This window comes from Stenotrophomonas sp. YJH_SMC_64, from assembly GCF_059371375.1.
This window is the reverse complement of sequence record NZ_JCAFUN010000014.1, coordinates 156,281-170,690: the sequence shown is the minus strand read 5'-3', so window position 1 is coordinate 170,690 and position 14,410 is coordinate 156,281. Positions and strand designations below refer to the sequence as shown.

Annotated in this window: 6 protein-coding genes; all 6 read right to left on the bottom strand. The window is 68.0% G+C overall.

Features of this window, described 5'->3' with window-relative positions; genetic code table 11:
- Nucleotides 1–8,146: two-partner secretion domain-containing protein (locus AC5P9L_RS16380; RefSeq protein WP_495230668.1), on the bottom strand; the 8,146-nt coding region annotated here is incomplete at its 3' end.
- Between the two features lie 86 nt (nt 8,147–8,232).
- Nucleotides 8,233–9,915: a ShlB/FhaC/HecB family hemolysin secretion/activation protein gene (locus AC5P9L_RS16375; RefSeq protein WP_262101804.1), complete on the bottom strand. Its 1,683-nt coding sequence runs from the start codon at nt 9,913–9,915 to the stop codon at nt 8,233–8,235.
- A gap of 256 nt (nt 9,916–10,171) precedes the next feature.
- Nucleotides 10,172–10,861 (bottom strand): ComF family protein, encoded by a 690-nt coding sequence (locus AC5P9L_RS16370; RefSeq protein ID WP_262101805.1) that lies wholly within the window; start codon nt 10,859–10,861, stop codon nt 10,172–10,174.
- Nucleotides 10,862–10,949: 88 nt separating this feature from the next.
- Nucleotides 10,950–12,119, bottom strand: coding sequence for an L-dopachrome tautomerase-related protein (locus AC5P9L_RS16365; protein WP_262101806.1), 1,170 nt, complete (start codon nt 12,117–12,119; stop codon nt 10,950–10,952).
- Between the two features lie 195 nt (nt 12,120–12,314).
- On the bottom strand, nt 12,315–12,770 hold the full coding sequence (locus tag AC5P9L_RS16360; RefSeq protein ID WP_495230666.1) for a hypothetical protein: 456 nt from the start codon (nt 12,768–12,770) through the stop codon (nt 12,315–12,317).
- Nucleotides 12,771–12,838: 68 nt separating this feature from the next.
- Nucleotides 12,839–14,209 carry a chloride channel protein gene (locus AC5P9L_RS16355; protein ID WP_262101807.1) on the bottom strand — a complete coding sequence of 457 codons (1,371 nt, stop codon included), beginning with the start codon at nt 14,207–14,209 and terminating at the stop codon, nt 12,839–12,841.
- Nucleotides 14,210–14,410 lie beyond the last annotated feature (201 nt).

Below are 14,410 nucleotides of genomic sequence, written 5' to 3'. Positions count from 1 at the left end.
TGGCAGACACGTACCAACCGGTCTGCGCGCCGATGCTGAAGCCGATCTCACCGCTGCCGCTCTTGTTCTTCGACGACTGCGTGTGGTCTTCCGCTTCGCTGCGCAGGGTGATGTTGTCCCGCGCGGCCAGCGCCACGTTGTCACCCCTCACCTGGCTGCCGATGATGTTCAGGTCACCGGCGGTGGCGACGATGCTGACGTCGCCCTGGCTGCGGATGGTGCTGCCCACCGCCGACTGGTCGTGGCTGGTCTGGCTGGCACTGGAGCTGGAGGCGCCGATGCCGATGCGCAGGCTCACGCCGTCGGTGGCGCCGGAAGCGCCTTGCTGCATGGCGCCACCGACGCCAGCGGCGGCATTGGCCGCCTGCACCGCGTACAGCGCCTTCAGGCGATCATCCTGCGCATTGCCGGCCGCCTTGGCCGCACCGTAGGCGGCCAGGGCGGCATCCACCACACCGCCGGTCAGCCCGACGTTGATACCGGCACTCTTCTGCTTGGTGCTCTGGTGTACGTCAGTGGTGCCCTGTGCCGCGTCGATCACCACCTGCCCGCCCACCAGCTGCGTACCGGTCTTCGACAGCACGTCCGAACCGGTGATGTGCAGCGTGTTGCCGGCGCTCAGGTTGACCCGGCCATCGGTTGAGCCGATCAGGCTGCCCTGTGGCGCGCTCTGCTCGATCTCCAGGCCCTTTTCCAGCTTGCTCTGGCCGATGGTCAGGTTGAAGCCACCGCCGCCGAACACGCCCGAGCGCTTGACGGTCTTGTCATGCTCTTCGCTGTGCGTGGAGGTGGCCGTGCCGATGGTGAGGTCGCGGGTGGCGGCCACCACCACATCACCGGTGGCAGCCACCTGCGCCGCCTGCGCGACGACGTCACGTCCGGCGCCGATGGTCACCGTCTCGCCGCTGAGCGTGGTGCCCACCACCAGACTGTCCCGGGTTGCGTCGTAAGTGGTGGTGGTCTTGCTCGACAGCAGGCCCTTCTTCCTGCGCGTGGTTTCCTGCTCCCAGCTGTGATCCTCCTGTGCCGCCAGCAGGTTCACGTCGCGCGTAGCGGCAATGCTGATGCCGCCGTCGGTGCTGCCGACCTGCGTGGCAGTGAGGTTGGCATCGCGCCCGGCCACCAGCGCAATGTCACCGCCGGCCTGCAGCGAAGTGCCGTGCACGGTCTCATCCATGCTCTGCGTGGTCTGCGTGAAACGCTTGCCACGGCTCTGCTGCTGGCTGGTGTTGGTGGTGGTTTCGGCCTGCAGGTTGAGATCGCGCCCGGCCACCACGGCCAGGCCGTCGCCGGCCTTGAGCTGCGCGGCCTGCAGGTTCACGTCCTGCCCGGCCTGCATGCCCAGCGAGCCACCGGCCTCGATGCCGCTGGCGTTGAGGGTTTCGCGCGTGTAGCGGTTGCTGCCCCAGCCGCCCTGTTCGGTGGTGGTCAGTGCGTTGAGGTTGATGTCGTTGCCGGCCGTGGCATGGACGCTGCCGCCGGCCTTGGCGGTCACTGCCGTCAGGTTCAGATCGTGGCCGGCGTCCAGCGACAGGCCGCCGCCCACGTCCAGCGTGGTGCGACGCAGGCTTCCATCACCCTGCATCTGCGTGGTGAGATTGAGGTCGCGGCCGGCCTCCAGCGCCGCGTTGCCGCGGGCACGGGTCTGCGAACCGACCAGTGCCAGGTCACGTCCGGCTTCCAGCGCCAGGCTGCCGCCGCTGCGGATGCTGGCCACGTCGATGCCGCTGACACTCTTCAGGTCACGGCCGGCCACCAGGGCTATGTTGCCGCCCTGGATCAGGCCGCTGTTGTTGAGGATGTCCTCCACGGCGGTGATGCGGGCATTGCCGCCCGCGGAAATGCCACCGCGATCGTTGAGCAGGCTGCCGGTATCGATGGTCAATCGATCATCGGCGCGGATCATGCCCTGGTTGGACACATTGCCGGCGCGGATCTCCACCGACTCGCCAGCGATGGCGGCGCCCCCCAGCTGCAGGCGGTTGGCGGTGGCCTGGGACAGGTACACCACCGGCACCAGCACCTTCTGGCCGTCCACTTCCTGGGCGACCATCCACACGATGTCTTCGTTGAGCGCGGCCACCTGTTCGGCCGACAGCGCCACGCCCACGCTCAGCTGCTGGCGCGCCGCTTCGGTCACGCCGGCATCCATCATGGCACGGTACTGGCCCATGCCATCGCCCTGGTCGGCATCCAGGTAGCGACGCCCGGTCAGGCCGGTGATCTGTTCCATCACCAGGCGCTGCTCGTAGAAGTCGTCACCCATCCGACGCAGCTGCTTGTCGGGGTCCAGGTTCAGGCGCTGGAACATGTAGTCCGAGCCGATCCACTGCCCGAAGTTGGCGAAGCGCGGATCGGTTTCCACCAGCCAGCGCTGGTTGCCCGGATTGACCGTGTACAGGCCACCACTGGGCAGCGACAGGCCCGGCAGCGGATTCTGCGGGCTGCCCACCACCTGCGGCGGCGGCACCGTGGTGACACGGCCAGGGCCCGGGGAGCCGGTATCACCGGCCGTGCCCGCACCCTGCGCCTGCGCGCTGGCAGGCCCGGTGGCCACGCCCTGCTGTGCACCCGGTGCGCCAGCATTGCCGCCGACCACGCCGGCGCCCTGCTGCTGGCCCAGTTCGGGTGCGTAGGCGTTGTTGCCCTGCCAACCGGCAACGTCCAACGGTGTGCCACCGCTGTGCGCGGTGACCACGGCGTTGTTGACCTCGCGCGCCTCGATCTGCACCTTGCGGCCGGCGGTGATGCTGGCATTGCCGCCGGCCAGCGTGACCTGCTTGGTGACCGTGCTGGTGCCCAGCGCGCGGCTGCCGCCATAGATCTCGAAGTCGCAGCGGCTGGGGCAAGGGCGGTAGGTGTAGTCGATGGTCGACGTGCGCTGGACCACCTTGTAGCCGGCCAGCGCCTCGTTGTTGACCACGCCGGCCCAGTCGTTGGGGTCTTCGCTGTTGGATGAGCCGCGGCCGTTGATCGAGAGGTTGCGACCGGCGGCGATGGCCGAGTTCCGGTTGTCGACCGAGCCGCCGGACATCTGCATGTCGCGACCGGAAATCAGCTGCGATGCCGCGCTGGCGGCGATGACGGTGGTGCCTTCCAGCACCAGGTCCTTGTGCTCGGTCCAGACTTCCAGCACGGCACAGTCGCCCGGGCACAGCTTGCCCGGCGGTGCCGGGCCGTCGATGCCGTCGACCCTGAACGTCCCGCTGTCCGGGTCGGCAGCGCCTTCGTTGCCGCTGTAGACCTTGTGCTGGGTGACCAGCACACGACGCTCGTTGGCCACGCCCAGTGCAGCCAGGATCAGATCGTTCTCGGCCTGGATGCGCCCGGAACGGTTGCGGATCTGCTGGGCGTTGCCGCCGTTCCAGCCCTGCAGGCGGATGTCGCCCAGGCTGAAGAGCTCGCCGTCGAGGTTGTCGATGTAGTTGGCATACAGGTTGATGCGGCCGGTGGCCGCCATCAGCCCTTCGTTGTAATCGCGTGCGACCAGCGTGTTGCCCAGGTCGCGGCCGTTGGTGATGCGCGAGGCGCGCAGTTCCAGCGCGTTGCCCATCACGGTGCCGGTGTTGGTGATGTTGGCAGCCGACACCTCCACCGTATCGCCGTCCACGCGACCGGCATTGCTGAAATCGCCGGCCGTACTCAGCGCGACGCGACCACTGCCATTGCCTGCCGTGGCGTTGAACTGCCCGCCAGCGGTGTTCTCGATCCGCGCCGCCGAGACTTCAAGCGTGCCCTTGCTCTCCAGGCGCCCCTGGTTGACCAGTGCGCCGGCCACGTCCAGCTTCAGCAGCCCGTTGCTCTCCAGGCGCTGGCCATTGCCATGCACGTAATCGCCCGCCAGCGTCAGGCGCAGCTCGCTGCCGCCGAACAGGCGGCCGATGCCGCTGAAGGCCTGCAGGCGTGCGCCGAGTGCTTCATAGGCGCTGATTTCGCCGCCACCATTGGCCAGGCTGCCCAGCGTCAGCTGGCTCTGGCGACTGAGCAGCCGGCCGTTGCTATTGTCCAGCGCGGCAAGATCCAGGCGCAGCAGGTTGCCTGCGCTGAGCTGGCCACCAACGTTGAATACCTGTGCGCCGGCGCGCTCCAGGTACAGGGTATTGGCGGCGTGGACCATGCTGCCTGCGTTGTCCAGCGATGCGGTCTGCAGGCGCAGGTCGGTTCCGGCCACCAGCTTGGCCTGGCCGCCTTCGGCGCGGTTGTCCACGCTGCCTGCGGTCAGCGTCAGCGCACCACCGGTGCTGCCCAGGGTGCCGCCACGGTTGTCCAGCGCAGCGGCCGATTCCAGCGACAGCTGCCCGGTGCCGTTGGCCACGATGCGGCCGCCACGATTGCCCACTGAGGCAGCGCGGATGTTCGCAGCGCCCTGTGCTTCGATGTTGCCCTGGCTGTTGTCCAGTGCCTGGCGGATCTGCAGATCCAGCGAGGTGCCGCCGTGGACCAGGCCACGCTGGTTGGCCAGCGCACCGGCCACGTCGAGCGCGAGTTGCTGGCGGGCGTACAGGTTGCCATCCACGTTGCGCAGGTCGCCCGTGCGGCTGGTCACGCGCGCATTGCCCTCGGCCCCCAGCAGGCCATTGCTGTTGTCCAGCTGGGAGGCCAGCACCTGCAGCTGGCCGGAGCCGCGCTGCACGATGGTGCCAGTGCGGTTGTCCAACGCCCCGGCAGCGTCCACGGTAAGGTTGCCGCCAGCATCGAGCCTGCCACCGGTGTTGACGATCTCCGTACCAGCCACGCGGGCACCGGTGCCCGCGGTCAGCGTACCGCCGCTGTTGTCGAGGCGACCGGCAACGGCCACGTCCGCCTCGCCGTTGCCGACGATCAGGCCGGCACTGCTGTTGTCCAGCGTGCCGGTCTCGATCTTCAGCACACCCGTGCCCGCATGCTCGATGCGGCCGCCCTGGTTCAGCAGCTGCGCCGCCCGCAGATGGACATTGCCGGCGTTGGCAGCGATGCGCCCGCCGGTGTTGCGCAGCGCGCCTGACAGGCTCAGCTCGAACGGATCGGTGCCGGTCTGCAGCAGTTCGCCGGCGCTGTTGTCCAGCGCGGCCGCCAACAGGCCGATGCGCGTGCCCTGCAGGCTGCCCGCATTGCGCAGCAGGTCGGTGGCACGCAGGTCGAGCAGACCGATGGCGGCCAGGCTGCCACCGATATTGCGCCACTCACCGCTGCGTGCCTGCGCCAGCAGGGTGCCACCGGACCAGACCTGGCCACCCTCCAGCAGCAGGCTGTCGCCCAGCAGGTGAACCTGCTGGCCGGCGTTGATCTGGCCGGCGTTGCGCAGCTGCTGACGCGCATCAAGGGTGACGCTGCCGGTGCTGCCGACCTTGCCGTCGGCCAGCAGGCCCGCCACGATCACGCCGCTGTTGTCGATCTGCCCCGCCCGCAATTCGATGTCACCCGAGGCCAGCACGCGCCCGCGATTGCTGGCCTGGGCGGCCTGCAGCGTGACGGTGCGCGCCTGAACGTCGGCCGCAGTGCGCAGTGCCTGCGCAGCCTGCAGCGACAGCGCGCCGCTGGCGAACAACGCCGCCTGGTTGTCCAGGTCGCCATCGCTGCGCACCTGCAGATCAGCGGCGCTGTCGATCGTTCCCTTCAGCGTCACGCCGGCATCGGCGGACAGCACGACGCCCTGCTGCGCAAAGACCTTGCCCGACTGCTCCAGGCTGCCGCCCGCGTGCGCGGTCAGTGTGCCGGCCGCCAACGTGCGCCCGCCCAGCACCAGGGCCTGGTCACTGCTGAGCTGCACGTTGCCGCGCTCGCTGCCCAGTTCACCCTCGCTGCGCAGGGTCTGGCCCCGCACCTGCAACGTCTGGCCGGCCACCAGGCTGCCCTGGTTGTCCAGCGAATCGCGCACGGTGACATCGACATCGCCGGCGCCATAGAGGTCGCCACGGTTGTCGATCACATCGGCCTTGGCCGTCAGTGCTCCCTTGGCGAACACGTTGCCGGCGTTGTCCAGCGTCACCGCATCCAGCTGCAGCGACTGCGCACTGGACAGGTTGCCGCCGGCGCGGTTGTGCAGCGCGTCGGTGCGCACGTCAAGCGCGCCATCGCTGGCGATCACGCCGGCATTGTCCAATGTGGTGGTGCGCAGCTGTGAGCGGTCGCGACCGTAGATCACACCACTGTTGCTCAGCTCAGTGGTGCGCAGGTCCATTGCCTGCTGGCCATGCAGGCGACCGTCGTTGATGATCTTCTGCACGTCCACGGCCACCACGCGTGCCAGCGCCGTGGCGGCCGCCTGCTGGCGCAGGACGCCGCCCTGCAGGGTCAGGGTGCCGCCGGCTTCAAGCCGGTTGCGGTTGTCGAGCGTGGCAACGGACAGGCGGGCATCGGCTGCGCTGCCGATGATGCCGGCGTTGTCCAGCACATCGGCGTCGACCTGCAGGCCCTTGCCCCCCTGGATGCTGCCGGTGGTGTCATTGTCGATGCGTGCGTTGGACTTCAATGCCAGCAGGTCCACCGCCTGCAGCGTGCCGCTGTTGCGCAGACGGTCGACCGTCAGCGTGGCCTGGTGGGCCTCAAGGGTGCCTTGGTTGTCCACGCCGCCGGCAGACAGTTCCAGCGCCTGCTCGGAGAGGATGCGTCCGGCGTTGTCCAGCTGCTGGTGCGCCTGGATCTTCAGCAGCCCGCCCGCAGACAGCTCGGCGTCCTTCAGCTGGGTGATGCGGTCGGCCGCTGCACGCAGGTTGGCACCGGCACCGATGATGCCCTCGTTGTCGATGCTGGCCGCATCGAGTTCGACGTCGGCGTCGCTGTACAGCTGGCCGGCGTTGTGCAGCTGCGCGGCCTGCATCCGTACGCCCTGGTTGCCCAGCAGCAGGCCGGCGTTGTCCACCTGGCGGGCCTGCACGTCCAGCGCCTGCGCGCCCAGGCGCGCGCCCTTGTCCTGCGCCAGCGTGTCGGCGCGCACGGCAAGCCCGGCGCCTGCGGTCACCTGTGCATGGTTCTGCACCTGTGCGGCAGCCAGCGCGATGCTGCCCGCGCTCTTCACCGTGTCAGCCAGGGTCAGCGTGCCACCGGCGTCCAGCTGCATCTGTGCGGCCTGCGCGCTGCCGGCCAGGTCCAGATTCTGGTTGGCGCGTACGGCCATCGCAGCGCCCGCCGACGTGGAACCGGCAAGCGACGCCTGCCGGGCACGGATCTGAAGATCCCCCTGCGCGTACTGGGTACCGTCGGCCTTCAGGTCACCGTCGGTTTCGATCTGCAGGCGGCCTGCGGCCGCCGTGCGTCCGCTCAGGCGGACATCGCCGGCCTGGGTCAGGATGAAGTCGCCTGCGTCGGCCACCATCTGGCCCGTGCTGCGCACGCCCACGCCGGCCTCGGTACCGACCAACCGGATCTTGCCTGCGTACATGCCCCCGAGGGCGGCAACATCCAGGCCGAACTGCGGGCGTTCGCCTTCTCCGGTGATCGCCTGCGTCGCCAGGGTCTGGGCATCGATCTGGTTGGCGCCGGTGACCACGTTCACCTGGCGCGCCCAAAGGCCCGCGTTGAGCTGCACCGCGCGGGCCAGCAGGTCGACGCCTTCCAGGTTGCCGGCATCCAGGCCGTTGCCTTCCAGGCGGATCGTTCCGCGCGACACCCGGAACGCAGACAGGCTGCCATCGTTGCCGAACACCGGGGTGCCGGTGGTCAGCGTGCCACGGGTGGTATTGATGAAGCCGCAGCCATCGCAGGTGATGCCATTGGGGTTGGCGACGATCACCGCCGCCGAGCGCCCCGCCACCTCGATGTGGCCCTGCAGGCGCGATGCATTGGTGGATGTCACCTCATTGAGGATCAATCGTGCCGACTGGCCCGGCTGCAGGTTGCCGTTGCCCTGGATGTAGCCACCCAGTTGGGTCTGCACGGTGCTCGCGCTGTTGTTGAGGATCTGCCCCTCGCGCCCGACGTTGTAGTCCTGGAAGCGGTTGTGCGATACGCCGCCCGCGTTGGGCCGGTTGATCTGGATGACCGGCACGCCGTTCGCCGCCTGGTCGGCCCGCGCCTGCTCGCCGGCCTGTACCTGCACCTGGGCAAACGAGCTGCCCGGGGCCAGGAACGCCAATGCCAGCGTGGCGCTCGCCATCGCGGTGCGCAGGCGCGTGGCCCAACCGGCGCCCGAAGCGGACAGGGACAGACTGCGGAATACGTTCTTCATGCCAGGTGCTTCCATCAACCCAGGGGGGAACTGCACACACAACAACCCGATCACGTCGCCACGTGGCGACGGTGCTTCCAGTCGAATCAGAACTGCCAGGACGCGCGGAATCCGATCACGTGACCGCGTGCCTCATGCTTGAGCCACGCCGGGCGGCTCATCGGTACGCCGACGAAGCCATCCCACGCCAATCCGCCCAGCTCGCCACGTGCACCCAGGTGGGCGCCGCTGAGGGTTCCGCCGCCGATACCCTGGCGGTCGTCGCGCTCGATGTGGCCGATATCGATGCCCGCATAGGGCGCGATGGCGCGATGTGCCATCCAGCTGATGCTGTTGCGCCAGTAGCCGCCACGGCTGCCGCCGAGTGGCACCTCGCCGTCGAAGCCGTTGACGGTATAGCGGCCACCGACGCTGATGAACTCCGAGCCGTACAGCGTGTCCTTGCTCCACTGGTAGCGGAGCGCGGTGTTCCATGCCAGCGGACGCGGCCCGGATGTCAGGGCGCCACCGGCGCCGATATCCAGCGTGGTCAGCCCATAGCGGAACGTCGGCGCCAGGTCATCACGGCCCACGGCGTCACCATCGCCTCCCAGCCACGGCACGCCGCGGCGGTGCGCCAGGCGGATATCTGCCTGGACCCGCCCCAGGTACTGGCGGTGCAGCAGCGCCAGCTCGACCGAGGTGGTACGCCGGCGCTGGCCTTCGATCTCCACGCCTTCCACGTAGCTGTGCGACGACCGTTGCGCCACGCGCAGCTCGATGCCGCTGCGGTAGCTCTGGCCACGCACCAGCAGCCGTTCCACGGCCAGGTCGACGTTGCTGGAGGTGCCGGTGCTGGCGAACGTGTCGGCGTTGCTGGCGATGGTCTGCTTGTAGCGCGAGCTGTAGGTGCTGGTGCTGAAACGCCAGTTGCCCAGCGGCACCGACCACGATGCATTGAAGCCGTGGGTACCCCGGCCCTTGTCGGCACTGCCGTCGCTGCTGACGCCAATGCTGAGCAGGTCGTTGACGCGAGCCAGGTTGTCTACCCACGCGGTCGCGCCGACCTGCTGCTTTCCGGTCGCACGGCTGCCGGCATCATCCAGCGACACCGAGGCACGCCATCGCTTGCCGTGGCGGATGCTGATGACCACGTCCGACTCGCCGGGCGCCTCGCCCGGCACCAGTTCCATGTTCACGTCCTGCGACGGAACGCGCTTGAGCTGCTCCAGGCCCTGTTCCAACGCGCGCAGATTGAGCACGTCCCCCGGCCGCGCGGGAAACGCACTCTTCCACATCGAATCGGGTATCTCTTCTGCGTTGAAGCGGATCTGCCGGATCACGCCCGGCACCAGCTGCAGGCGCAGGGTTCCGCTGCCCAGGCTCTGCTCGGGCAGGCCGATGCGGGTGGTCACGTAGCCCTTGGCCAGCGCCAGATCCGAAGCACGCCGCACGATCAGCGCGATGCCCTGCTGGCCCACGCAGCGGCCACGGTAGCGGTCGAGATAGCGCTGCAGGAACGCGAACTGCCCCAGATGCGCGCCGTCAAGCTGCAGCTGCTGCAGGGTGAAGCACGGTTCTTCGTCCGGCAGTTCCAGCGAATGCAGATCGGTGGCAGCGGCCGGCTGTTCGCGTGATACATCCGGCAATGCCTGCCGCTGCTCACGCTCGCGCGCCTCGCGCTCGGCGCGTTCGCGCAGTTCCTGCTGCTCGGCGAACGAGGGACTGGCCGACTGTGCATGCACGACGCCGATCCACAACAGTCCCGCGGTGCCCAGAACGGCACGCACGCCGCATCCTGCTTTTCTGTTACCCATCAACGACTTCCTTGTCCAGCATTGGTACAGACCTGGGGCTGTGAACAGACATCGTGCAGAGAGAACATGCGGCCAGCACCGACTCGACCGCCAACCGCTATCGGCGGGAGTGCGCGGAACTTTAGGGTCTTTGCATCCGTGTACCCATTGCGGCGACGCAGTCGAGCACCACACGCTGAAGGATGGGCATCCTTCAGCAGCCGTCATACGTCGTCAATCGCTGCGGCCGTTACGGCACCCGTGCGCACACCCATACACGCACGTCCCTGGCACCGGCCAGCCGCAACGTCTCGGCGATCTCCATCACTGTGCTGCCGGTGGTCATCACATCGTCCACCACGGTCAGCCGTGTCGGCGGCGACAAGCGCGTGCCGAATGCGTCAAAGAGGTTGTCCCTGCGCTGTTCTGCGCTGCGCTCGGACTGCGGCGCGGTGTGGTGGCGCCGGTAGAGGCCCTGCCAGACCGGCATCGGCAGCAACCGGCACAGTTCGGCGGCCTGGTTGTAGCCGCGCTGGCGCAGGCGCCGCCCATGCAGCGGCACCGGCACCAGCGGCGCGCACGACCAGGGGGGTGGTGCGCGCTGCATCAGCTGCGCAAGCAGGCGACCTGCCGCCAGATCCTGATGGAACTTGTAGCGCACCAGCAGCTGATCGACGGGTGGAAGGTACAGCAGGCTGGCATGTGTGGCGGCCTGCGGCGGCACCTCCTCACGACAGATCCCGCAGACGATCAGGGCGTTCCCGGGTAGCGGGAGTGCGCAGCGCAGGCAGGCACGACCGGCCCAGGGCAGTTCTGCAAAGCAGGCGCGGCACAGGTCAAGTTCATCGTGGCCAGGATCACCACAGACCAGGCAGCGCAGCGGTAGCACCACGCGAAGTGCCGCCTGCAGGAGGCGAGTGGACTTGAACAGGGCCGGCATGCGCTACAGCGTGACCGTGCCGGTGCCCCGAGGCCATCAGACGCACGCTCCTTGACCTGTAGGCATCTTTACCCGTTTACGGAGCACTTCACCGCGTTGGCGCAGGCCTCGCATCCACCCGGGTGCGATACACCATGTACGGCGTCTGCCGGCGATCCACGCCACCATTGAAGCCGGCCTGTCGATGCAGCTGGTTGGCGGTGAAATACAGATAGCCGTCCGGCCCCATCGACAGCGTATCCGGCCACAGGATGCGCGGGTCGTGCACCACCGTCGTCCATCGCCCCTGCGCGTCGCGGGCATGGATGGCGTTGTGCTCGTAGTCGCTGGCATACAACCGCCCGTTGGCGTCCATCTCCATGCCATCGGAGGCGCCCTTGTCGCCCAGGTCGACCACCGCTGCCGCCAGTTCCGCTTCACTCAGCTTCGGGTCGCGCAGCAGCGCGGTCGGCACGCTGTACAGATGACGGCTGGACAAGGGTGTGTAGAACAGGGTGCCGCCATCGGGCGACAGGGCGATGCCATCGGCGGCCACGGTGAACGGCGCCGACGAACCATCGGCGTTACGCAGCCGCATCTGCCGCCCCTCCACGATCGGCACGAAGGCGGGATCGGCCGAGGTGGACACGTGGCCGACCAGGCGCTTGGACGCGGCGCCAGTGGCGAGGTCGATCACGATGATGCCGCCGATACCGCTCAGCGACGAGTCGGTCACGTAGGCCACGCCCTCGCGGCCAACACGGAAATCGAAGCGCACATCGTTGACATAGGTGCGCGCGTCGATGACGTTGGCCGGGAACACCAGCGTCCTGGCCACGGTGTTGGTGGCAAGGTCGATCGCCACCAGTTTGGCACCGCCGGCCTGTGGCGCAGAGAACCCGGGCGCGGCGGTATCCAGCACCCACAACCGGCCCTGACCATCGGCCACCACGCTCTGCACGCTGATGAAATGGGCCGCCGGATCGGGACCGTCCTTGCGGTTGATGCGCGCATCCGGATAGGGAACGGCGCGGCCGTCGCGCCATTCGGCCACGCTGTAGACCACCTCATCGCCCCAGCGCGGGAAGTTGACGAAGATCCGCCCGGTTTCAGATACCGCCACGCTGGTGGGCATGGCACCTTCGAAACGCGCCACCGGCTCGAGGGTGCCGATGCTGCGCTCGCTGGGCAGCAGGGGCGCGCCGGACATCGCCAGCGCGGGGGAACTGGCCAGGGCCAGGACGGCAGCCGCCAGGCTGCGGATACGGCAGTTGATCATGGTCGCGCTCTCGATGCAGGTCCGGGTGCAGCCCCGGCGTCGACGCATCTTCTGCGTCGCGCGTGGCATCCGGTAGACGGTGCAACGCGGAATCAGCTTCACTGCTGGAGTGAAGATGGAGGGCTGATTGATCGCATTGATTGAAGCAATGATCGTTGTCTATCCGTTGCGTGCCTGCCTCGCGACAAAACCCGCTCAAGAAATCTCAACGGCTGCCAACGCGGTTTCGAACCTGTGCTGGCCCTCTTCACCCCACCAGGGAACAGTCATCACGCCACCCCGCCGCTGCAACTGGTGCAGAAGGAGCAGGAAGGCCTGGACCTCCCGCTGGCCCCATGACGCTCCCATGCGGTAATCGAGCGTCAACCCATGGCGCATGACGAGCACAGCCAGTTCTGGCAGAAGAACGCCGCCGCAGGCAATGTCTGCAAGGCCGACATGGAAGGGTTCCACTTCGTCCTGGAGAACGCGTCGCGCGTCGCCCGGTCCCATGAACGGCTGACCAAGATCTTCCGCACGGTGCCAGAGCTGCACGCTTCCAGAACCCGCGACGCGGGCACCGCAGGCAAACAGATAGGCGAACGCATCGGCCGTTCCGGCGGCCTCACGGTACGCGAGCTCCACTTCCGGAAGCGAGCCATCATCGGTCACGAAGTAGCACCGTAACGTCGCCAACACCTCCTCTGGGAGGAGAATTGCTGCTCCAGGCTGCATTGCTCCTAGTCATCTCCATTTTCGCGGGTGCGGGAGGTTCGCACAGCAGGCGCCTCGACAGCCACATCTTCAGCCGTTTTCGGCGCCATCAACAACTCCGCCAACCCGCGGTAGATCGGCACGCGGCACACCAGCCCGGACACACCACGCGCGATCAGCACCGTGGCCAGAATCGGCAGCAGCAGATCGCCGCTGTCGGTCAGCTCCAGCGAGATCACCGCCGAGGTCAGTGGCGCCTGGGTCACACCGGTCAGGTAGGCGCACATGCCCAGCAACACGAACGCGCGCGGGTCCACACCCGGCATCAGCACTGACAGGTTGTGGCCGAGTCCCGCGCCGACCGCCAACGCAGGTGAGAACAGGCCACCGGGAATGCCCGCCACGTACGAGGCCAGGTTGGCCAGCAGCTTCATCAACCCGAACTCGTGGCCGACCAGCGCCTGGCCCTGCACCAGGCTGCGCGCTTGTTCGTAACCGGTGCCGAACGCGCCTTGGCCGAACACCAGGGCCAGCACGACCACCACCAGGCCGCAGCCCGCGGCCAGCAGTACCGGATGCCGCTGCCGCAGCTGCCCCAGCCAACGCGGACGGCCCGCCGCGCTGGCCAGTACCGCACGTGCGAACAGCCCGCCCAGCAGGCCCGCCACCACGCCGCACAGCAGGATCGCCAACCAGCCCTGGCCGAGCGGCAGGCGTGCGCTCACATGGCCGAAGTAGGTGTAGTTGCCCAGCAGGCCCAGCGACACCACGCCACCGACGATCACCGCCGTCAGCAATGTGCCTGAGAAGCGATGCTCGAAGCGGCCGCTGAGCTCTTCGATGGCGAAGACGATGCCGGCCAGCGGCGTGTTGAACGCCGCCGCGATACCCGCCGCACCCCCGGCCAACAGGAAGTGCGAGAGCTCGCGGGGATCCTTGAAGCCGAACCAGCGGCCGAACAGATACATCAGGCTTGCGCCTACGTGCACGGTGGGCCCCTCGCGCCCGACCGATGCGCCCCCCAGCAGCGACAGCGAGGTCAGCAGCAGCTTGCCGGCCGAAACCGCTGGGGAAAGGTTGGCTTTCCGGAACGGCTCATCGGCCTTGTCCAGCGCAGCGATGACCTGCGGAATGCCGCTGCCCCGCGTGGGCTTCAGCACGCCGGAAGTGAGCCAGGCCAGCAGCGCGAAGATGCCCGGCGTGAGCAGCAGGGCCCACCACGGCGAGTGCGAGGTGATGCGCTGGAACAGATGGAAGGCCGCATCGCTGGCCTTGGCAAACAGGATCGCCACCAGTGCCACGGCCACCGCGCCGCCCCACAGCGCGGCGCGGCGGCGCCAGGCCTCGCTGAGGACCAGCGCGGTGATGCGGCCACGAAGGCGGTAAAGATCAAACATGGGAAAGAGTCTGCGCGCCAGCACTTACGTTGTGCAGCAGGCACTGTGGCTGGACACCTTGCAGCATGCGGTGAAATGCGGCGCTTCGCTCGATGCTCTATTGCGCCGATGACCCGTAAACCAAATTAAAATTCAAATGGTTGACAGCCTCCCCGCGCCCACCCACACTGCCGCCCTCGCTCCACTCGTATCCAAGGTCCC

Bases quoted from the DNA above. Each gene is read 5' to 3' on its own strand.
- AC5P9L_RS16370 (WP_262101805.1), bottom strand. From the start codon at position 10,861: ATGCCGGCCCTGTTCAAGTCCACTCGCCTCCTGCAGGCGGCACTTCGC.
- AC5P9L_RS16365 (WP_262101806.1), bottom strand. From the start codon at position 12,119: ATGATCAACTGCCGTATCCGCAGCCTGGCGGCTGCCGTCCTGGCCCTG.
- AC5P9L_RS16355 (WP_262101807.1), bottom strand. From the start codon at position 14,209: ATGTTTGATCTTTACCGCCTTCGTGGCCGCATCACCGCGCTGGTCCTC.